Source organism: Paracoccus lichenicola (assembly GCF_009708075.1).
In the GTDB taxonomy this organism is placed as follows: Bacteria; Pseudomonadota; Alphaproteobacteria; order Rhodobacterales; family Rhodobacteraceae; genus Paracoccus; species Paracoccus lichenicola.
This window is the reverse complement of sequence record NZ_WMBT01000001.1, coordinates 263,678-282,598: the sequence shown is the minus strand read 5'-3', so window position 1 is coordinate 282,598 and position 18,921 is coordinate 263,678. Positions and strand designations below refer to the sequence as shown.

Below are 18,921 nucleotides of genomic sequence, written 5' to 3'. Positions count from 1 at the left end.
GGGAAGCTCAGTCCTCGGCCAGGATATCGACGCTGTGGCTGCCCGTCTGCGACCCCGCCAGACGCATGGACCCCGTGACGGGCGCCACGTCGCTGTAATCGCGGCCATAGCCGATGGTGACGTGGTTCGCCGCGACGAAGCAGGCGTTCGTGGGGTCGTATTCGCACCATCCCGCCTCGGCCCCGGTCCAGGCGCGGACCCAGGCGTGCATGGCGTCCGCGCCCTCCAGCCGGGGCTTGCCGGGCGGCGGGACCGTGCGCAGGAAGCCCGACACATAGGCCGCCGGAATCCCCAGGCTGCGCAGGCCCGAGATCATGATCTGCGAGAAATCCTGGCAGACCCCGTGGCGACCGGCAAAGGCCTGGGCGATCGGGGTGTCCACCTCGGTCGCGCGGGCGTCGAAGCGCATGTGGCGGTGCAGCGCGCGGCCCAGGGCTTCCACCGCCTCGCGCACGGTGGCGGCGTTGCCGCAGGACTCGCGGGCGAAACCGGCGATCCCCGCCAGCAGCGGTATCCGGGGCGAGGCGCGCAGGAAATGGTGGGGCGAATGGGGACCAAGGTCGGTGATGTCGTCCAGATCGTCCGACAGGCAATCCGGCGTGGCCGACAGGTCCAGTTCCGATTCGCCTTGCAGGCGCAGCACCCGGCCCGCCATGTCGAAGCGGATCTGCGTCAGCCCGGCGGGCAGGACCAGTTGCGTCACCTCGTTCCCGAAGAAGTCGAGAAAGCCGCTGCGTTCCGTCGGGGGCGGGGTGATGGTGATGCTGGCCTGCTGGACCTCTTGCACGCCGGGCAGGTCGGCCGGGCTGATGCGCAGAAGCTGGCGTCCCGCGCCCGTGGGGCGGGCGAAGTCATAGCGGATGGACAGGCGCAGGCAATACAGCATCAGGACAGATAGCTGGTGGTCAGCAGGTCGGACAAGGCGGCGATCCGCCCGCGCAGCCGCCACAAGGCATCGGTCGTCAGGCTGTCGGGATCGGTGGTGGCCAGCTTCGCGTGCAGGCGCAAGACTTCTCGGGCCAGGGGCGACAGGGCGCCGTGGTCGTTGGCGGCGGGCAGCATGTCCACCTGTTCGCGCAAGCCGTCGATCTGGTGGCGCAGCGCGCGCGGGTTCAGCGAATCCAGCGCCAGAAGGTCGATCACGGTGGCGCGCGAGGCGCTGAAGGAAAAGCGCCGCCGGTGGGTCAGCACGCTGTCGCCGACCTCGATCGCCAGATCCAGCGCGCCTTCGGGCGCCTTGGGATCGCACAGCACCGCTAGCAGCACGGCGGTGCCCATGGCGCGTTCGTGCAGCCGCCCGATGGTCAGGAAGCGCCAGCCGACGAAACGGTACATGTTTTCATGCACCAGGCCCGAGATCCCCGCCAGCTTGCGCAACAGCGCGGACAGCGCGCGGGCCGCGTCGTCGCCGGGCGCGACCTTGGGGGCCATGCGGCGCGCGCTGCGGTCGATGTCGTGCAGCGCCGACCAGGCGTCGGGGGAAAAGCGGTCGCGCACGCTGCTGGCGCTGCCGATGGCGGCGGCCAGGTTGTCCAGCAGCCTTTGCGGGATGGCCTCGCCGCGGGCGATGCCCATCTGGCGGAACAGGGGGTCGAAGCCCCCCAGCAGATGTTCGCCCGCCTTGCCGGATTCGGCCAGGCGCGTGTGATAGGCGCGCATCAAGCGCACGATCCCTTCGGCCCGTTCGGCATAGCGGCCCAGCCAGAACAGGTTGTCGGCGGCCCGCGCGGGCAGCCCGCCCGGCGCCAGGCGCTTGTCCGCCGCGCTGGCCTGCCGCGCCATGGTGATGACGGGCACGGGCGAGCGGCTGACGACCCAGACATCGGCCGCCGTGCCGCCTTCCTGCATGGCGATCGCCGAGACATCCGCGCCCGTCCCGATGCGGGCAAAGCCGCCCGGCATGACGGCCCAGCCATCGGCGGTCCGCGCCAGATAGACGCGCAGCGTCATGGGGCGGGGCACCAGCTTGCCATCCACAAGGGCGGGGGTGGTGGACAGCGTCACGGCCTCTTGCGCGACAAGATCGCCGCCGCCCTCGGCCAGCCGCCGGTCCAGCACGTCGGCGGGCAGGCCGACCGCGCGGGTCAGGTCGTCCTTGGGGTCGAAAGGCAGGCACGTCGTCAGCGCATCGGCCAGCACCATCCGGCGGGGGCTGGCGCGCACCGCCGCGCGGGCGGCAGGGGCGCCGCACCACCAGGTCGCGATATTGGGCATGGCCAGCGGTCCCCCCACCAGCTCGGGCGCAAGCTGCGGCAGAAAGGCCATCAGCGCCCGCGTCTCGAGAACCCCCGAACCCAGCGAGTTGACCATCGTCACCGCGCCCGCCCGCAGCGCCGCGACCATGCCGGGCGTGCCGATGCGGGACGCGGGGTCCAGTTCCAGCGGGTCGGCGTAATGCGCGTCCAGCCTGCGCCACAGCACATCGACCTGGCGCATCCCCTGAACGGTGCGCACCATCAGCCGGTCGTCCGCCACGCCCAGGTCGTCGCCCTCCAGCAGGGCAAAGCCCAGGTAGCGCGCGATATAGGCGTGCTCGAAATAGGTCTCGTTCATCGGGCCGGGGGTCAGGATCGCGATCCGGCTGTCCTTGTCGCTGGTCTGCGCCTGTAGGGCGTCGCGGAAGTCGCGGAAGAACCCGGCCAAGCGGTGGACGTTTTCGTCGGGATAGAACTCGGAAAAGGCGCGGGCGGTGGCGACGCGGTTTTCCAGGGCATAGCCCGCACCCGAGGGCGCCTGCGTCCGGTCGGCCAGCACCCACCATTCGCCATCCGGGCCGCGCCCCAGCTCGAAGGCCAGAAAGTGCAGAAAATGCCCGCCCTTCGGCCTGACGCCCACCATCGGGCGCAGCCATTCCGGGTTGCCCGCCACCAGCGCGGCAGGCAGGCGCCCCGACGCGACAAGCGCGTTGGGACCGTAAAGGTCGGCCATCACCGCTTCCAGCAGGTCGGCGCGCTGCCGCAGGGCGTGGCTGATGTCGGTCCATTCCTCTTCGGCCAGAAGGACGGGGATATGGCTCAGCGGCCAGGGACGTTCGACGGATTCGCCGCCGCCGTACTGGCGATAGAAGACGCCGCTATCCAGAAGATAACGGTCGGCGCGGGACAGGTCGCGGTGCAGGTCCTCGTCGGACAGCGTGTCCAGATGCGCGACCAGACGCCGCCACAAGGGGCGGACGGCGCCATCGGGCGCGGCCATCTCGTCGGGGACGCCGGGCAGGGGGCGGTATGTCGCGGTCCGCGATGGCCGCAGGGTGGTCGTGGCCCGCTCGCCCGCCATCACGACCCCGGCGCGCGGCGCAGATCCAGCGTCAGCGGGAATTCGCGGTGGATGCGTTCGGGCTGGACCCTGCGGTCGTGGCCGGGGCGGTGGCCGTTGGGGCTGAAGCGGGCCAGCCTGCGCGCCTCGGCCTCGTTCCCGTTCACGGGGAAGGTGTCATAGTTCCGCCCGCCCGGGTGGGCCACGTGATAAACGCAGCCGCCCAGCGGACGGCCCGACCAGGTGTCGAAGATGTCGAAGGTCAGCGGGGCATCGACGGGCAGCACCGGATGCAGCGCCGATGCGGGCTGCCAGGCCTTGTAGCGCACGCCCGCCACGGATTCGCCCGCGCCGATGTCCGTCAGCGGCACCGCGCGCCCGTTGCACAGCACCTGATAGCGCGAGGGATCTGAAGCCCCCAGCCTGACCTGCAAGCGTTCGGTCGAACTGTCGGTATAGCGCACGGTTCCGCCGATCGCGCCGGTCTCGCCCAGGACGTGCCAGGGTTCCAGCGCCTGGCGCAGTTCCAGGCGGACGCCCTCGACCTCGATCTCGCCGCAGAAGGGAAAGCGGAACTCGGCCTGGGCCTTGAACCAGTCTTCCTGCATGGGAAAGCCGTGGTCGGTCAGGTCGCGCAGCACGTCGCGGAAATCGGCCCACACGAAATGCGGCAGCATGAAGCGGTCGTGCAGCGCGGTGCCCCAGCGGGTCAGGTCGCCCGTCGCGGGATGCTTCCAGAACCGCGCGATCATCGCGCGCAGCAGCAGTTGCTGGGCAAGGCTCATCCGGGCGTCGGGCGGCATCTCGAAGCCGCGGAATTCCACCAGGCCCAGGCGGCCGGTCGGGCCGTCGGGGGAATACATCTTGTCGATGCAGATTTCCGCGCGATGCGTGTTGCCGGTCACGTCGGTCAGGATGTTGCGCAGCAGCCGGTCGGTCAGCCAGGGCAGGGGTGTGGTCCCCGCCCAGGGCGCCGGGATCTGGGCCAGCGCGATTTCCAGTTCATAAAGCGAATCGTTGCGCGCCTCGTCGATGCGCGGGGCCTGAGAGGTCGGCCCGATGAACAGGCCCGAAAACAGGTAGGACAGCGAGGGATGCCGGTTCCAGTGCAGGATCAGGCTGGCCAGCAGGTCCGGGCGGCGCAGGAAGGGGCTGTCGTTGGTGGTGGCGCCCCCCACGACGACATGGTTGCCCCCGCCGGTGCCGACATGCTTGCCGTCTATCATGAACTTTTCCGCGCCAAGCCGCGACTGGCGCGCGTCCTCGTAAACGCCTTGCGTGATCGCCACGCAGTCGTCCCAGGTGGCGGCGGGGTGGATGTTCACCTCGATCACGCCGGGGTCGGGGGCCACGCGGATCACGTTCAGGCGCGGGTCGTGGGGGGGCGCATAGCCTTCGACATGGACCCTGAGCTTCAGGCGCAGGGCCGCGGCCTCGACCGCGTGCAGCAGGTCCAGGTATTCCTCCAGCGTGGCGACGGGGGGCATGAAGACGCACAGCCGCCCGTTCTTGGGTTCGACCGACAGGGCGGTGCGCACCAGGCCTTGCAGCTCATGCGCGCCTTCGCCCGATTGCTGGGGCTGGCCCTGTTCGCTCACGTCCTGCACCGGGGCGTTCTGCACGAAGCTGGCCATCGGCTGCGACTTGCGATGCGGCGCCACGGGCGCCGGCTCGGGCAGGGGGGCGCGTTCGACGGTGGGATCGGCCGGGTTGACATAGGGGTAAACCGAAGGCGACAGCCAGGGCAGCGCGTTCAGCGGCAGGCGGTATCCCACCGGGCTGTCGCCGGGCACCAGGAACACATGCCCGCGCCGCAGCCGCCAGCGTTCGGAATACCATTTCAGGCCCGCCTTCGACTGCCAGCTTTGCACCGGCAGCACGAAGCCCGTGGGCGTGGTCAGGCCCCGGTTGAAGACGGCGGCGATGCGGTGGCGCGCCTCGGGGTCGTCCAGCTTGCTGTTCTCGGGGCTGACATTGGCGGGCAGGTTCGCTTCCCTGACCAGCCATTCGGCGGGGTCTTCATAGGCGGGCAGGACGTTTTCGTCGCTGACGCCCAGTTCGGCGGCCATTTCGCGCAGCAGTTCCTGCGCCTGAAGGGGCGTCACCGCGCCTTCGTCCGCTTCGGGCGCGATCAGGTCGGGGTTGCGCCAGACCGGCAACCCGTCCTTTCGCCAATACAGCGAAAAGGTCCAGCGCGGCAGCGTCTCGCCCGGATACCACTTGCCCTGGCCGTAATGCAGAAAGCCGTTCGGCGCGAAGCGGTGGCGCAGCTTGCGGATCAGCACGTCGGCGCGGTGGCGTTTCGTGGGACCCACGGCATCGGTGTTCCATTCCGGGGACTCGAAGTCGTCGATGGACACGAAGGTGGGTTCGCCCCCCATGGTCAGGCGCACGTCGCCCTCGCGCAGGACGGCATCGACCTGGTGGCCCAGGCGGTTGAGATCCGCCCAGGCCTGGTCGCTGAAGGGCTTGGTGATGCGCGGATGTTCGGCCACGCGGCGGATCTGCATGTCGAAGTCGAACTCGACCTCGGCGAAACTCGCCATGCCGCTGATGGGGGCGCAGGACCGGTAATGCGGCGCGGCGGCCAGCGGGATATGGCTTTCCCCCGCCAGCAGGCCGGATGTCGGGTCCAGCCCGATCCAGCCCGCGCCGGGCAGGTAAACCTCGGCCCAGGCATGGAGGTCGGTGAAGTCATGGGCGGTGCCGGACGGGCCGTCCAGCGCCTGCAGGTCCGGCTTCAACTGGATCAGATAGCCCGACACGAAGCGTGCGGCAAAGCCCAGGTGGCGCAGCGCATGGACCAGCAGCCAGGTCAAATCGCGGCAGGATCCGCTTTTCGATGTCAGCGTTTCCTCGGGCGTCTGCACGCCGGGTTCCATGCGGATGGTATAGGTGGTCTCGCCCGCGATGCGCGCGTTCAGCGCCACCACGAAATCCACGGTGCGGGTCTTTTCGCGCGGGATGCTGTCCAAGAGCGCGCGCAGCAGCGGCCCGGGGGTTTCGGTGGCGCGATAGGGAATCAGCTCCTCGGCCAGTTCGGGGGCATAGTCGAAGGGCCAGGTTTCGGCGTTGTCTTCCACGAAGAAGTCGAAGGGGTTGTAGACGGTCATGTCCGCGACCAGATCGACCTCGATCTTCAACTCGCGCACGGGTTCGGGAAAGACGAAGCGGGCCAGCCAGTTGCCGAAGGGATCCTGCTGGTGGTTCACGAAATGCGTGTCCGGCGAGACCTTCAGCGAATGGGAAATGACGCGGGTGCGCGAATGGGGCGCGGGGCGCAGCCGGATCACCTGCGGCCCAAGGACCACCGGACGGTCGTATTTGTAATGCGTCAGGTGATAGATGCTGGCCTTGATCGACATGCGCGCCGCCCCCGTGGTCTTTTCCGCAGCTTACACATTGTGAAGCCCCGTGCGAGAAGGAAAGCCGGGGCGGCACATGTCCGGGACCGGCCGGGTGGTTTGCCTAGTTTTTGCGCAAGGCAGCCGACAGGCGGTCCCATTCGTCGCGGGTGGCGGGGATGCCAAGGCGCAGCAACCCGGGCGAACAGCGCCGCGCCCGGATATGCGCCCGTGCCAGCCGGTCCTGCGCGGCAAGGGCGTCGCCCGTGTCGTACAGGCGGAACAGATGCGTGCCGCCCGCGAACCGCCAACCTGCGGCGATGGCGATGCGGTCCAGGCGCAGCGCGGCCTCGGCATGGTAGAGGATCGCGTCGTCGGCCCAAGGACGGTCGGCCAGCGCCAGCGCGGCGACATGCAGCGCGCGGGCATCGGCGGGGGCATCGGACAGGCGGTCCAGCAGCGCCGGATGCGCCAGCACGACGCCAAGCCGCAGCCCCCAGAGGGGCCGCAGGCTGCGCAGCACCAGCGCGTTCGCGGGCAGGGCAGGGGCCAGCGACAGGTCGGGCCGGGCGTCGGCCAGGCTTTCGTCCACGACCAGGTGCCCGACGCGGCGGGCCAGTCGCGCCAGCGCCTCGGGGTGCCATTCGCGGCCATCGGGATCGCCCGGATTGGCGAGGATGGCCAGGTCGGCGCCCTCCATCGCCTCGACCGTTCCGGCCCGTGCCACCTGCCACCCTGCCGCCCGCAGGGTGGCGGCGTGCCGGATGCAGCCGGGCGCCATGACCGACGCGCGGCCCGGGGGCCACAGGCGGGGGACCGGCCGCATCGCCGGGCAGCCGACCGCCAGGACCTGTGCCGGCAGGCAACCGAACCGTTCGGCTGCGGCCCGGACCAGCCGGTCCATGGCCGTCGGGTCGTCCCCGATTTCAGGCAAGGCAGGCACGGGCCAGGGGCTGCGGTTGATCCCCTTGGACAGGTCGATCCAGCCGTCGGCGTCGGACCCTGCCGCCGCCCTGTCGATGTCGCCGGGATGGTTGCGCGGCATGGTCCTCGCCTGTTGTCGGACGGCATGGCGCGATTTAGCCGGCGGCGCCGTTTTCCACAATCTTTTCAGGAAACCCGCTTTACAGCGCCTCAAATCGCGCCCACGATGTTGGGGGAACATTCCGGCACCAGGCCCGGTCTTGTTCCGGAACAAAGGGTATGCGGCGGCAGAATCGCTTCCCGATCGAGGGCAGGACGCAGGAATGGCACAAACGGAAGCAGTGATTCCGACCGATGAGATTCATCCCATCGACATCGTCGAACTGGTGGCGGCCCATCACGACTGGGATTTCGACCGCCTGACCGACGACCAGATCGCCATGACGGTCGAAGGCCAGTGGCGCAGCTATTCGCTGACGCTCGCCTGGTCCGCGCGCGAGGGGGTGCTGCGGCTGATCTGCACCTTCGATCTCGACCCGCCCGCCGACCGGATGCCCGCCCTTTACGAGACGCTGAACCTTGCCAACGACCAGGTCTGGGACGGCGGCTTCACCTTCTGGTCCAAGCAGCGGCTGATGGTCTGGCGCTATGGCCTGGTGCTGGCGGGCGATGCCGTCGCCTCGGCCGAGCAGGTGGACCAGATGATCAGCAACGCGCTGATCTCGTGCGAGCGGTTCTACCCGTCCTTCCAACTGGTTGCCTGGGGCAACAGCAGCCCCGCCGCCGCGCTGGACATCGCCTTGGGCGAGGCCTACGGACGGGCCTGATGGGGCGCGTGGCCCCGCCAGGGGAGGGGGGACCGGATGGGCGATTTCGACAATATCAACGCGCGCGGGCTGGTGCTGGTCGGTTGCGGCCGGATGGGCGGCGCGATGCTGCGCGGCTGGCTGGCGCGCGGGCTGGAACCCGGCGCGGTGACGGTGATCGACCCCCGGCTGGCCCCTGAATGGCAGGACAAGGGCCTGCGCGTGAACGCCGCGCTGCCTGCCGATCCCGCCGTGCTGGTGCTGGCGGTCAAGCCGCAGATGATGGCCGATGCGCTTGGCGGCATCCCCAGACTGTCCGACACGCTGGTCCTGTCGGTCGCGGCGGGCACCACCCTCGCGACCTTTGAAGCGGCCTTTCCCGGCGCGCCCATTGTCCGCGTGATGCCGAACACCCCCGCCGCCATTGGCCAGGGCATTTCCGCGATGATCGGCAACACCCACGCCACGCCCGCGCATCTGGACTTGGCCGAGACGCTGATGGCCGCCGTGGGACGCGTCGTGCGTCTGGACGACGAGGACCAGATGGATGCCGTCACCGGCCTGTCGGGCAGCGGCCCGGCCTATGTCTTTCACCTGATCGAGGCGATGGCAAAAGCCGGCGAGGCGCAGGGCCTGCCCGCCGCCCTGTCGCTGGAACTGGCGCGCATGACCGTGGCCGGGGCAGGCGCGCTGGCGGTTGACGCCGACGAGGATCCGGCGGTCCTGCGGGAAAACGTCACCTCGCCCGGGGGGACCACCGCTGCGGGCCTCAAGGTGCTGATGGACCCGGACACCGGCCTGCCGCCCCTGATGGCGCGCACCGTGGCCGCCGCCACCGAACGGGGGCGAGAGTTGGGGCGCACGCAATGACGATCAGTTTCGACGATTTCCTGAAGGTCGATATCCGCACCGCCACCATCACCCGCGCCGAACCCTTCCCCGAGGCGCGAAAGCCCGCGATCAAGCTGTGGCTGGATCTGGGGGACCTGGGGGAACGCAAGTCCTCGGCCCAGATCACCCGGCATTATGACCCCGCAGAACTGGTCGGCAAGCAGGTGCTGTGCGTGGTGAACTTTCCGCCCCGCCAGATCGGTCCCGTCCGGTCCGAGGTCCTGGTCCTGGGCGTTCCCGACCCGGACGGAGAGGTCGTGCTGGTCCGCCCTGACCTGCCCGTGCCGAACGGCGGAAGGCTTTACTGATGCGGCTGCTGGTCACAAGGCCCATGACCGACCGCGCGACGGCCGCGATCCGCGACCGGTTCGAGGCGACCTTTCGCGACAACACCCCGTTGTCCGAGGCCGAGGCCGCACGGGCCTTGCGCGATCATGACGCCATCATCCCGACGCTGGGCGATGCCTTCACGGCGGCAGCCTTCGCGGACGCGCCGCGCTGCCGGATCCTTGCCAACTTCGGGGCGGGCTACAACCATATCGACATCCAGGCGGCCGCGGCTGCGGGCGTGGTCGTCACCAACACCCCCGATGTCGTGACCGATGCCACCGCCGACATCGCCCTGACCCTGATCCTGATGACCATGCGCCGCGCCAGCGAAGGCGAGCGGATGCTGCGCGCGGGCCAGTGGACCGGCTGGAATCCCACGCAGCTTCTGGGCGGGCATGTCACGGGCCGCACCGTCGGCATCATCGGCATGGGCCGCATCGGCCGCGCCATCGCCCGGCGCTGCCATGGCGGGTTCGGGATGAAGGTGGTGTTCTTCAACCGCTCGCCTGTTTCCGACCTGGACTTCCCGGCCCGGCAGATCCCGGATTTGAACGCGATGCTGCACCAGGCGGATGTCGCCGTCGTGGCCGTCCCCGGCGGGGCGAACACGCGCCACCTGATCGGGACCGACCAGATGGCGGCGCTTGGGCCGGAGGGCTATCTGGTCAACATCGCGCGCGGCGACGTGGTGGAGGAAGCGGCGCTGATCGAGGCGCTGACCAGCCGCCGGATCGCGGGCGCGGGGCTGGATGTCTATGAACGCGAACCGCATGTGCCCCGGGCCTTGCTGGATGCGCCGAACGCGACGCTGCTGCCGCATCTGGGCACCGCGACCGACGACGTGCGCACCGCCATGGGCCTGCGCGCGCTGGACAACCTGATCGCCTTTGCCGAAGGCCGCGACCCGCCCGACCGGGTGACGTGAACGGAACCCTTGAAGCTGCGGAATGTTAATTGGCCGCAACGCAGCTTCAAACGGAGGCATCACATGAACTGGGACATCATCCAGGGCAAATGGAAACAGCTCCAAGGCTCGGTCAAGGAAAAATGGGGCGACCTGACCGATGACGAACTGACGCAGATCGACGGCGACAAGGACCGTCTGGCCGGCAAGCTCCAGGAAAAATACGGCTGGACCAAGAACGACGCCGAACGCGCCATCGACGACCATTTCCGCGACCGCACGATCTGACACGGGCGCGAAACGGCCGAAGGGGGTGCCGTCATGGCACCCTTTTTCTTTGCTCCATGCCGCGCTACCAAGGCCCGAACTCAGCGGGGTTTCGCTTTCATGATGTATTCCTATGTCATCCGCCAGGGCCGCATCGCGCGCCAGGACAAGGGCGACCCGCTGGCGGACGCGATCTGGATCGACCTGATCGCCCCCGACAAGGACGAGACCGCCCGCCTGCGCGAGCTGGGCGTCGATGTCCCGACCCTGGCCGACATGGAGGAGATCGAGATCTCGAACCGCCTGTATCGAGAGGCGGGGATGGACACCATGACCGCCGTGCTGCCGGGCGAACGGGGCGACGGCAACCGCGTGGCGATGCCGGTCAGCTTCATCCTGTCGCCGCGGCGGCTGGTCACGGTGCGCCACCATTCCCCGCGCCCCTTCCTGACCTTTCCCGAACGGGGCGAGCGTTCGACCCTGGGCTGTTCCACCCCGCACCGCCTGTTCATCGGCCTGGTCGAGGAGATCGTCGCCCGCCTGGCCGACATCCTGGAAGGCTCGGGCCGGCTTCTGGACGACACCACGCTGATGATCTTCGAGACGCAAAGCGCGCGCGGCCAGAGCGATCGGTTGCAGGCCGCCCTGCGCCAGGTGGGCCGCGAGGCCGAGGCCATGGCCCGCATCCGCCTGGGCCTGCTGACGATCGAGCGGATGCTGGCCTTCTACATGTCCACCATCGACGAACAGCCCGAAGCGGGCCGGTTGCGCCCGGTCATCAAGGGCCAGTTGCGCGACGTGCAGGCGCTGGAGGTTCATGCCGACTTCCTGGGATCACGCGTCAGCCTGGCGGTGGACACGACGCTGGGCATGATCAACCTGGAACAGAACAACACCGTGCGCATCCTGTCGGTGGTGGCCGCCCTGTTCCTGCCGCCGACGCTGATCGCCAGCATCTACGGCATGAACTTCGACGTGATGCCCGAACTGCATAAGGCCTGGGGCTATCCCATGGCCCTGGTGCTGATGGCGGCGACCGCCGGGGCGACCTGGCTGGTGCTGCGCTGGAAACGCTGGCTTTAGCCGTGCGGCCGGTGGGGGCGGACCCCTCCGGGCACCAGGGGCGTCCGTCACCCCGCCAGCAGCGCTGCGTTGCCGCCTGCCGCGGTGGTGTCCACGCACAGGTGGCGTTCGTGGGCGACATGGGCCAGGTCGGGCATCCCGGTGACAAGCTGCACGATCTCGCCTTCGCGTGCCGCCAGGGCCTGGGCATAGGCGCGGCCTTGCGCGTCGTCGCCCCACCACAGGACGGCGGCCATGGCGGGCAGGCGGGTCAGGGCATCAGGCGGCAGGGGACCGTCCGCGCCTACGGCATCCCCGCCAAGCGCGGCAACGGCGGCGATCTGGGCCGCGACCGTTTCCGTGCCGGGGCCGAGGCAGAGGACCGGCGGGCGGGTGTGGGCGGTCAGGCGGTTCAGTTCCCCGGTCGGGCCGGGCATCAGCCGTTCGTCGATCTTGCGCGACCGGTGGGCGGCAAGCTGGGAGCGGATGCGGCTTTCGTCGGCCTGGCCCTGCCAGTGGCCGCCCGCCGGTGCAGGGGCCTGCGGCGCGTAGAAGCGGGGGACATAGCGCGGGCCGCCCGCCTTGGGTCCGGTGCCGGACAGGCCTTCGCCGCCGAAGGGCTGACTGCCCACCACCGCGCCGATCTGGTTGCGGTTGACGTAGATGTTGCCCACGTGGATCGCGTCCGAAACCTCTTGGACGCGGCTGTCGATGCGGGTGTGCAGGCCGAAGGTCAGGCCGAAGCCGCGGGCGTTGATATCGGCCACGACCTGGTCCAGCTTGTCGCCCTTGAAGGTGGCGACGTGCAGCACGGGGCCGAAGATTTCGCGTTCCAGGTCCGCGATGCCCCCCACGCGCAGCATGGTCGGGGGGACAAAGGTGCCCTGCGCCGGAACCTCCAGCTTGTGGATCACGCGGTTGCCGTTGGCGGCGATATAGCCCGCGATGTCGTCTCGCGCGCCCGCGTCGATCACCGGGCCGACATCGGTCGCCAGATCCCAGGGGTCGCCCACGACCAGTTCGTCCATCGCGCCCCGGATCATCGCGATCACATGGGGGGCGATGTCCTCCTGCACATACAGGCAGCGGAGCGCGGAACAGCGTTGCCCGGCCGACCGGAAGGCGCCGTTCACGATGTCGCGCACCGCCTGTTCGGGCAGGGCGGTCGAATCCACGATCATCGCGTTCAGCCCGCCGGTTTCCGCGATCAGCGGCGTGCCGGGGGCCAGGTTCGCGGCCATGGTCCGCGCGATGGTCTGGGCCGTCGCGGTCGAGCCGGTGAAGACCACGCCCTTTACGCGCGGGTCCGCCGTCAGCGCCGCGCCCACCACGCTGCCGCGACCGGGCAGCAGTTGCAGGGCCGACAGCGGCACGCCCGCCTGGTGCAGCAGGCGGACAGCATAGGCCGCGATGATCGGAGTCGCCTCGGCAGGCTTGGCGATCACGGCATTGCCCGCCATCAGCGCCGCCGCGATCTGTCCGGTGAAGATCGCCAGCGGGAAGTTCCAGGGGCTGATCGCACCGATGATGCCGCGCGGGGCCTCGGCGCGGGGTTCCCCTTCGGCGGCGTAGTAGCGCAGGAAATCCACCGCCTCGCGCAGCTCGGCCACGGCGTCGGCCAGGGACTTGCCCGCCTCGCGCGCGAGGATGCCTAAGATCGGGCCGAAGTTCTCCTCATACAGGTCGGCGGCCCGGCGCAGCACGGCGGCGCGTTCGGCGGCGGGCGCGTCCCAAGGGCGCGCGTCCTCGATGGCCCGCGCGGCGGTCTCGGCATCGGCCATCATCACGGTGGCGATCTTCTCGCCCGTGGCGGGGTTCGTCACGTCCTGCGCCGTGCCCGAAGGTTCGCGGACCGTCAGCGGCACCGCATCGGGAATGGCCACGTCGCGCGCCGCCCGGATGCGGGCCAGCGTCTGTTCATCGCTGATGTCGAACCCGGTCGAGTTGCGGCGCGACGTGCCGAACAGATCGGCGGGCGCCAGCAGGGACGCGGGGGGCTTGGCGGTCGCCAGCGCGTCGAAGGGATCGCGCGCGACCTCCTCGGGCGTCACGCCTTCATCGACGATCTGGTTCACGAAGCTGCTGTTGGCGCCGTTTTCCAGCAACCGGCGGACCAGATAGGCCAGCAGGTCGCGATGCGCGCCCACGGGCGCATAGATGCGGCAGCGCCCCTTGGTTTCGCGCAGAACAATGTCGTGCAGGCGTTCGCCCATGCCGTGCAGGCGCTGGAACTCGAACCGGATGTCGCCCGCCATCTCCCCGATCGCGGCGACGGTATGGGCGTTGTGGGTGGCGAATTGCGGATAGATGCGGTCGGCGTAACCGATCAGCTTGCGGGCATTGGCGATATAGCTGACATCCGTGCCGGTCTTGCTGGTGAACAGCGGGAAACCCGGGTGGCCTTCGACCTGGGCGCGCTTGACCTCGCTGTCCCAATAGGCGCCCTTGACCAGGCGCACCATGATGCGGCGGTCCAGACGTTGCGCCAGTTCATAGAGGAAATCAATCGTCTGGCCCGCGCGCTTGCCATAGGCCTGCACCACCACGCCGAAGCCGTCCCACCCGGCAAGCGAGGGGTCGGACAGCACCGCCTCGATCACCTTGAGCGAGATGACCAGCCGGTCCTGCTCCTCGGCGTCGATGTTCATGCCCATGCCGGCGGCCTTGGCCTGTTGCGCCAGGCGCAGCACCACGGGCACCAGCTCTCGCATGACGCGGGCTTCCTGCGCGACCTCGTATCGGGGATGCAGCGCCGACAGCTTGATCGAGATGCCGGGGTTCTGTTCGACCGATCCCTGAGTGCAGGATTTCGCAATCGCCGCGATGGCGTCGGCATAGGCGCGGTCATAGCGCGCGGCATCGGCCCCGGTCATCGCCGCCTCGCCCAGCATGTCGTAGCTGTAGGTGAAGCCCTGCTTTTCGCGCGTCCGCGCCCGGTCCAGGGCGTCCGTGATGGTCTGGCCCAGCACGAACTGGCGGCCCATTTCCTTCATCGCCCGGCCCACGGCGGTGCGGATCACGGGTTCGCCAAGGCGGCGGACCATGCGGCGCAGGGTGCCCGCCTGGTCGTCGTCCAGAACCTTGCCCGTCAGCATAAGCGCCCAAGTCGAGGCATTGACCAGCGACGACGACGCCTCGCCCAGGTGCCTGCCCCAGTCCGAGGGGGCGATCTTGTCCTCGATCAGGGCGTCGATGGTGATCTTGTCGGGGACGCGCAGCATCGCCTCGGCCAGGCACATCAGGGCCACGCCCTCGCGCGTGGACAACCCGTATTCGGACAGGAAATGTTCCATCAGGCTGGGGCGCGCCTCGGCCCGGATGCGGCGGACCAGATCGGCGGCGCGGGCGGTGATGGCGGCGCGTCGGTCGGGGGACAGGGCGGCCGCTGCTGCAAGGCGTTCCAGAAGCTGCGCTTCGTCCGCGAACTTGGCCGTGGTGGAAAAGACGGGGGAAGCAACAGGGGCCATGCCGATCTCCTTGACTGATCGGACAGGTTTATCATAGGTGCGGCAGGCCGTGCGCCTGAAGATGGCGGCGAACGTGGTCGGATCGCATATTATCAGGGGGTTTTTCAGGATGAACGCCAAGCTGGACGCCCTGGACCAGAAGATCCTGGCCGAACTGACCCGGAACGCCCGTATCCCGGTCGCCGAACTGGCCCGCAAGGTGGGCCTGTCCAAGACGCCCGTGGCCCTGCGCATCAAGCATCTGGAGGAGATCGGCCTGATCACCGGATACCGAGCGATCCTGTCGCCCCTGAAGCTGGGCCTGACCCACGTCACCTATGTCGAGGTCAGCATGAACGACACGCGCGAGGCCGCCCTGCAACAGTTCAACGCCGCCGTCCGCGCCATCCCGGAAATCGAGGAATGCTACATGATCGCGGGCGGCTTCGATTACCTGATCAAGGTCCGCTCGCGCGACATGGCCGATTTCCGGCGCATCATGGCCGAAAGGATCTCGGGCCTGCCGCACATCAGCAACACGTCGAGCTATGTCTCGATGGAGGCGGTGGTCGAGCAGACCTTCACCTTCGGCTGATCACGCCAGCCGGTCGATGATCCAGGACGCGATCATCAGGTCCAGATGCGCCCCGCCGCCGTTCTTGAAGACGGTGATGTCGTCGTCCGTCTGCCGCCTGCGGGCATCGGGGCGCACGAGGTCGTAAAGATCGCCCAGCACGCTTGCGGGCGTGATCGCGCCCGAGGCCAGTGGCAGCAGCAGTTCCCCGATATGCGCCGTGGTTTCGCGGCTGTCCACGAACAGGCGCGCGCGGGCCATCAGGGTGTCGTCGGCTTCCCGCATGTCGGCCTTGTAGGCGCCGATCAGGTCCACATGGGCGCCAGGGCGCACCCAGTCGCCCCGGATCACGGGATCGCGCGCCATGGTCGTGGTGGCGACGATGTCGGCCCGGCCCACGGCCTCTTGCAGGTCGGTTGCAACAGTCAAGCGGGCAGGGATTTCAAAGCGGTCCACCAAGGCCTGCGCCTGTTCAGGACGCCGCGCCCAGATCGTCACCCGGTCGATCCCCGGCATGACCGCCGTATAGGCACTGACCAGGCTGGCCGCGACCGCGCCTGCACCGACGATCAGCAGGTGGCGGCTGTCGGGCCGGGCCAGCAGGCTGGCCCCCAATACCGAGTCCGCCGCCGTCTTCCATGCGGTCACCAGCCGGTTCTCGACCATGGCGCGCAGATGCCCGTCGTTTCCATCGAAGACCAGCATCGCCCCTTGCACGGTGGGCAGGCCGCGGGCCGCATTGCCGTCGAACACCGTGAAGGGCTTGGCCCCGTAACCCAACCCCGCGACATGGGCCGACCGCGTCATCATCGTGGCCGTCGCGGGGCCAAGAAAGGTGTCCGCGATCTCGGCCCGGGGCAGGGCATGGCCTTCCCGCAGCGCCTGCACGGCGCCCGGCCAGTCCAACCGCCCGGCGGCGGCGTCACGGGTGATGAAAGGGGGGCTGTCCCGCATCGTGCAAACCATCATTGGACGTTCGCGCAAGGGGGATGGAAAATGGCGGAGAGGGTGGGATTCGAACCCACGGAACCCGTGAAGGCTCAACGGTTTTCGAGACCGCCGCATTCGACCACTCTGCCACCTCTCCGCGCTCTCAAGTGGTGAGGCGGGGATTTAGAGGGGTGGGGGTTGAAGCGCAAGGGGTTTTGGCGAAAAAAGCGACTGTGTTGGAAAAGGATGCCGGATGCTGCGGTTTTTGTGTCTAAGCCTGCTGATCGCCCTGGCCGGCCCCGTCGCCGCGCAGCCGCAAACGCCGCTGCCGCAGCACCGGCAGGCCGCCGATGCCGTCTGGGAGGTGATGGACCTGGACAGCCTGGCGCCCGTCCTGCAGGCCGAAGCGGTGGCCGAGGGCGAGGAGATGGCCGCCACCCTGTTCCAGGGGCGCGGCACGGGCCGCTGGCTGGACCGGGTGGGGGCGATCCACCATCCGGCCCGGATCAAGGCGTTGTTCCTGGCCGGGATGGCCGCCGCCATGCCCGGGACCGATCCCGCCCAGGTTCGGGCGGGCCTGGATTTCTATCGCACGGGCTTCGGGCAGCGGATGCTGGCGCTGGAAAGCTCGGCCCGGGTGGCGATGCTGGACGGGGATGTCGAGGCGGCGGCGCGCGAGGCCCTTGCGCAGGCCCGCCGCCGGGGCGATCCCCGCGCCGCGCAAATCGACCGGCTGATCGAGACCGCCGACCTGATCGAGCCGAACGTGGCCGGGGGTCTCAACGCCGCCATCGCCTTTTCCCGGGGCTTCCAGGCCGGGGGCGGCTTTCCCATGCCGATGACCGAGGCCGAGATCATCCGGGACGCCTGGGCGCAGGAGCCGCAGATGCGCGCGGAGACCGAGGACTGGATCGGGGCCTATCTGTTCCTGGCCTATTCCTCGCTGTCGGATGCGGAACTGGACGGCTATATCGCCTATGCCGGGTCGGCCGGGGGGCAAGCCCTGTCGCGGCTGATGTTCGCGGGCTTCGACGCGGTCTTCGGGCAAACCTCCCATGACATGGGCCTGGCCGCGGCGTCCGAGATCCGGGCGCGCCCGCTATGAGCGGCGACCTCCTGCTGGCGGGCCTTCTGGCCGATGCGCGGATGCTGGCGGTCTTCGGCCTGGCCGGGACGCCCGTGGCGGTGGCGGGCCGTCTGGAAGGCGGCGGACGGGCGGGGATCGACCGGGACGGCTGGCCCAGGCTGGAGCCGGGGCAGGGGACCGTCGCGGCAATGCGCGTCCGGCCCAATGCCGCGCTGGACCGCTATGCCGCCGTGATGGGCCTTGCGCCGCAGGACTGCCCCGAGGGGCCGGTCCTGGGTCTTGGCGCGGGCGGTGCCGAGGGCGCGCCGCATGTGGACCTGGCCGCCGCGATCGCGCGCCATATCCTGGCGCTGCCTGCCGACCGGCCCGCCGAGGCGATCGCCAAGCGCCTGCCCGCCATTGGAACCTGGGCGGCGTCCGAACTGCGCGGCGCGCAGATCCCGCCCTCGGGCGGCGATCTGGTCGAACGCCGCGGACCGGGGGATGTCGAGATCATCCGGCAGGACGAACCATTCGCCGGCTTCTTCTCGGTCGGGGTCAGCCATCTGCGCCATCGCACCCATGCCGGCGGCATGACACCCGTCGTGCGGCGCGAGGCCCTGGTTCTGGGCGACGCGGTCGTGGTGCTGCCCTGGGATCCGGTGCGCGACCGGGTGCTGCTGATCGAACAGTTCCGCATGGCGCCCCTGCTGCGCCGCGACCCGCAGCCCTGGCTGCTGGAAACCGTCGCGGGCCGCGTCGATGCGGGCGAAACGGTCGAGGACGCCGCCCGCCGCGAGGCGCGGGAGGAGGCGAACCTGACCCTGGCCCGGCTGTTTCCCGCGCTGCATCATTATCCCAGTCCGGGCGTGCTGGGCGAATACCTGTATCTGTATGTCGGCATCGCCGATCTGCCCGACGGGATCGAAGGCGTGCACGGCCTGGAAAGCGAGGCCGAGGACATCCGCGGCCACCTGGTCCCCCGCGCCGACCTGACCCGGATGGCGATGGGAGGGCAGGTGACGAACGGTCCTCTGGCCATGCTCGCGCTGTGGCTGGAACTGCGCCGGGACGCGCTGCGCACGGAATTGGGACTGGGCTGAACCGGGGGGTGGGGTTGTG

15 protein-coding genes and 1 tRNA gene are annotated in these 18,921 nt (G+C 69.4%); 9 read left to right on the top strand and 7 right to left on the bottom strand.

Features of this window, described 5'->3' with window-relative positions:
- Nucleotides 1-7 precede the first annotated feature (7 nt).
- The 4 genes from GIY56_RS01400 to GIY56_RS01385 form a co-directional block, all read right to left on the bottom strand.
- Complete coding sequence (locus tag GIY56_RS01400; protein WP_154763024.1) at nucleotides 8-886, bottom strand: transglutaminase family protein; 879 nt, start codon at nucleotides 884-886, stop codon at nucleotides 8-10.
- Complete coding sequence (locus GIY56_RS01395) at nucleotides 886-3,276, bottom strand: circularly permuted type 2 ATP-grasp protein (protein ID WP_154763023.1); 2,391 nt, start codon at nucleotides 3,274-3,276, stop codon at nucleotides 886-888. Before GIY56_RS01395 ends, GIY56_RS01400 begins: the two co-directional genes overlap by 1 nt.
- Entirely contained in the window at nucleotides 3,276-6,620 is a 3,345-nt protein-coding gene (locus tag GIY56_RS01390) for a transglutaminase family protein (RefSeq protein ID WP_154763022.1), read from the bottom strand. Before GIY56_RS01390 ends, GIY56_RS01395 begins: the two co-directional genes overlap by 1 nt.
- Nucleotides 6,621-6,723: 103 nt before the next feature.
- The gene (locus GIY56_RS01385; protein ID WP_154763021.1) at nucleotides 6,724-7,644 is read right to left on the bottom strand and encodes a threonine-phosphate decarboxylase; all 921 of its coding nucleotides are present in this window, start codon (nucleotides 7,642-7,644) and stop codon (nucleotides 6,724-6,726) included.
- Between the two features lie 202 nt (nucleotides 7,645-7,846).
- Here GIY56_RS01385 and GIY56_RS01380 point away from each other — a divergent pair, with 202 nt between their 5' ends.
- From GIY56_RS01380 to GIY56_RS01355, 6 genes are all read left to right on the top strand, one after another.
- Nucleotides 7,847-8,350: a type III secretion system chaperone family protein gene (locus GIY56_RS01380; RefSeq protein ID WP_154763020.1), complete on the top strand. Its 504-nt coding sequence runs from the start codon at nucleotides 7,847-7,849 to the stop codon at nucleotides 8,348-8,350.
- Nucleotides 8,351-8,386: 36 nt separating this feature from the next.
- Nucleotides 8,387-9,199 carry a pyrroline-5-carboxylate reductase gene (gene proC / locus GIY56_RS01375; RefSeq protein WP_154763019.1) on the top strand — a complete coding sequence of 271 codons (813 nt, stop codon included), beginning with the start codon at nucleotides 8,387-8,389 and terminating at the stop codon, nucleotides 9,197-9,199.
- Entirely contained in the window at nucleotides 9,196-9,528 is a 333-nt protein-coding gene (locus GIY56_RS01370) for a tRNA-binding protein (protein ID WP_154763018.1), read from the top strand. Before proC ends, GIY56_RS01370 begins: the two co-directional genes overlap by 4 nt.
- Nucleotides 9,528-10,475 carry a 2-hydroxyacid dehydrogenase gene (locus GIY56_RS01365; protein ID WP_154763017.1) on the top strand — a complete coding sequence of 316 codons (948 nt, stop codon included), beginning with the start codon at nucleotides 9,528-9,530 and terminating at the stop codon, nucleotides 10,473-10,475. The genes GIY56_RS01370 and GIY56_RS01365 overlap by 1 nt, the downstream gene beginning before the upstream one ends.
- Before the next feature lie 63 nt (nucleotides 10,476-10,538).
- Complete coding sequence (locus tag GIY56_RS01360) at nucleotides 10,539-10,742, top strand: CsbD family protein (protein ID WP_154763016.1); 204 nt, start codon at nucleotides 10,539-10,541, stop codon at nucleotides 10,740-10,742.
- A 99-nt stretch (nucleotides 10,743-10,841) separates the two neighbouring features.
- Entirely contained in the window at nucleotides 10,842-11,804 is a 963-nt protein-coding gene (locus tag GIY56_RS01355; RefSeq protein WP_154763015.1) for a magnesium transporter CorA family protein, read from the top strand.
- Between the two features lie 47 nt (nucleotides 11,805-11,851).
- Here the strand turns inward: GIY56_RS01355 and putA are convergent, their stop codons facing one another.
- Complete coding sequence (gene putA, locus GIY56_RS01350; RefSeq protein ID WP_154763014.1) at nucleotides 11,852-15,250, bottom strand: bifunctional proline dehydrogenase/L-glutamate gamma-semialdehyde dehydrogenase PutA; 3,399 nt, start codon at nucleotides 15,248-15,250, stop codon at nucleotides 11,852-11,854.
- Nucleotides 15,251-15,359: 109 nt separating this feature from the next.
- On the opposite strand from putA, the gene GIY56_RS01345 reads away from it, so the two are divergent.
- Entirely contained in the window at nucleotides 15,360-15,824 is a 465-nt protein-coding gene (locus GIY56_RS01345) for an Lrp/AsnC family transcriptional regulator (RefSeq protein ID WP_154763013.1), read from the top strand.
- Here GIY56_RS01345 and GIY56_RS01340 read toward each other — a convergent pair whose 3' ends face one another.
- Nucleotides 15,825-16,757, bottom strand: coding sequence for an ornithine cyclodeaminase family protein (locus tag GIY56_RS01340; RefSeq protein WP_154763012.1), 933 nt, complete (start codon nucleotides 16,755-16,757; stop codon nucleotides 15,825-15,827).
- 43 nt (nucleotides 16,758-16,800) lie between these two features.
- Nucleotides 16,801-16,890, bottom strand: a tRNA-Ser gene (locus GIY56_RS01335).
- Between the two features lie 96 nt (nucleotides 16,891-16,986).
- Here GIY56_RS01335 and GIY56_RS01330 point away from each other — a divergent pair.
- Both GIY56_RS01330 and GIY56_RS01325 read left to right on the top strand, forming a co-directional pair.
- Nucleotides 16,987-17,838 (top strand): DUF2059 domain-containing protein, encoded by an 852-nt coding sequence (locus tag GIY56_RS01330; protein WP_154763011.1) that lies wholly within the window; start codon nucleotides 16,987-16,989, stop codon nucleotides 17,836-17,838.
- Nucleotides 17,835-18,902: an NUDIX domain-containing protein gene (locus GIY56_RS01325; RefSeq protein ID WP_154763010.1), complete on the top strand. Its 1,068-nt coding sequence runs from the start codon at nucleotides 17,835-17,837 to the stop codon at nucleotides 18,900-18,902. The genes GIY56_RS01330 and GIY56_RS01325 overlap by 4 nt, the downstream gene beginning before the upstream one ends.
- Nucleotides 18,903-18,921 lie beyond the last annotated feature (19 nt).

Bases quoted from the DNA above. Each gene is read 5' to 3' on its own strand.
- GIY56_RS01400 (WP_154763024.1), bottom strand. From the start codon at position 886: ATGCTGTATTGCCTGCGCCTGTCCATCCGCTATGACTTCGCCCGCCCC.
- GIY56_RS01395 (WP_154763023.1), bottom strand. From the start codon at position 3,276: ATGGCGGGCGAGCGGGCCACGACCACCCTGCGGCCATCGCGGACCGCG.
- GIY56_RS01390 (WP_154763022.1), bottom strand. From the start codon at position 6,620: ATGTCGATCAAGGCCAGCATCTATCACCTGACGCATTACAAATACGAC.
- GIY56_RS01385 (WP_154763021.1), bottom strand. From the start codon at position 7,644: ATGCCGCGCAACCATCCCGGCGACATCGACAGGGCGGCGGCAGGGTCC.
- GIY56_RS01380 (WP_154763020.1), top strand. From the start codon at position 7,847: ATGGCACAAACGGAAGCAGTGATTCCGACCGATGAGATTCATCCCATC.
- proC (WP_154763019.1), top strand. From the start codon at position 8,387: ATGGGCGATTTCGACAATATCAACGCGCGCGGGCTGGTGCTGGTCGGT.
- GIY56_RS01370 (WP_154763018.1), top strand. From the start codon at position 9,196: ATGACGATCAGTTTCGACGATTTCCTGAAGGTCGATATCCGCACCGCC.
- GIY56_RS01365 (WP_154763017.1), top strand. From the start codon at position 9,528: ATGCGGCTGCTGGTCACAAGGCCCATGACCGACCGCGCGACGGCCGCG.
- GIY56_RS01360 (WP_154763016.1), top strand. From the start codon at position 10,539: ATGAACTGGGACATCATCCAGGGCAAATGGAAACAGCTCCAAGGCTCG.
- GIY56_RS01355 (WP_154763015.1), top strand. From the start codon at position 10,842: ATGATGTATTCCTATGTCATCCGCCAGGGCCGCATCGCGCGCCAGGAC.
- putA (WP_154763014.1), bottom strand. From the start codon at position 15,250: ATGGCCCCTGTTGCTTCCCCCGTCTTTTCCACCACGGCCAAGTTCGCG.
- GIY56_RS01345 (WP_154763013.1), top strand. From the start codon at position 15,360: ATGAACGCCAAGCTGGACGCCCTGGACCAGAAGATCCTGGCCGAACTG.
- GIY56_RS01340 (WP_154763012.1), bottom strand. From the start codon at position 16,757: ATGCGGGACAGCCCCCCTTTCATCACCCGTGACGCCGCCGCCGGGCGG.
- GIY56_RS01330 (WP_154763011.1), top strand. From the start codon at position 16,987: ATGCTGCGGTTTTTGTGTCTAAGCCTGCTGATCGCCCTGGCCGGCCCC.
- GIY56_RS01325 (WP_154763010.1), top strand. From the start codon at position 17,835: ATGAGCGGCGACCTCCTGCTGGCGGGCCTTCTGGCCGATGCGCGGATG.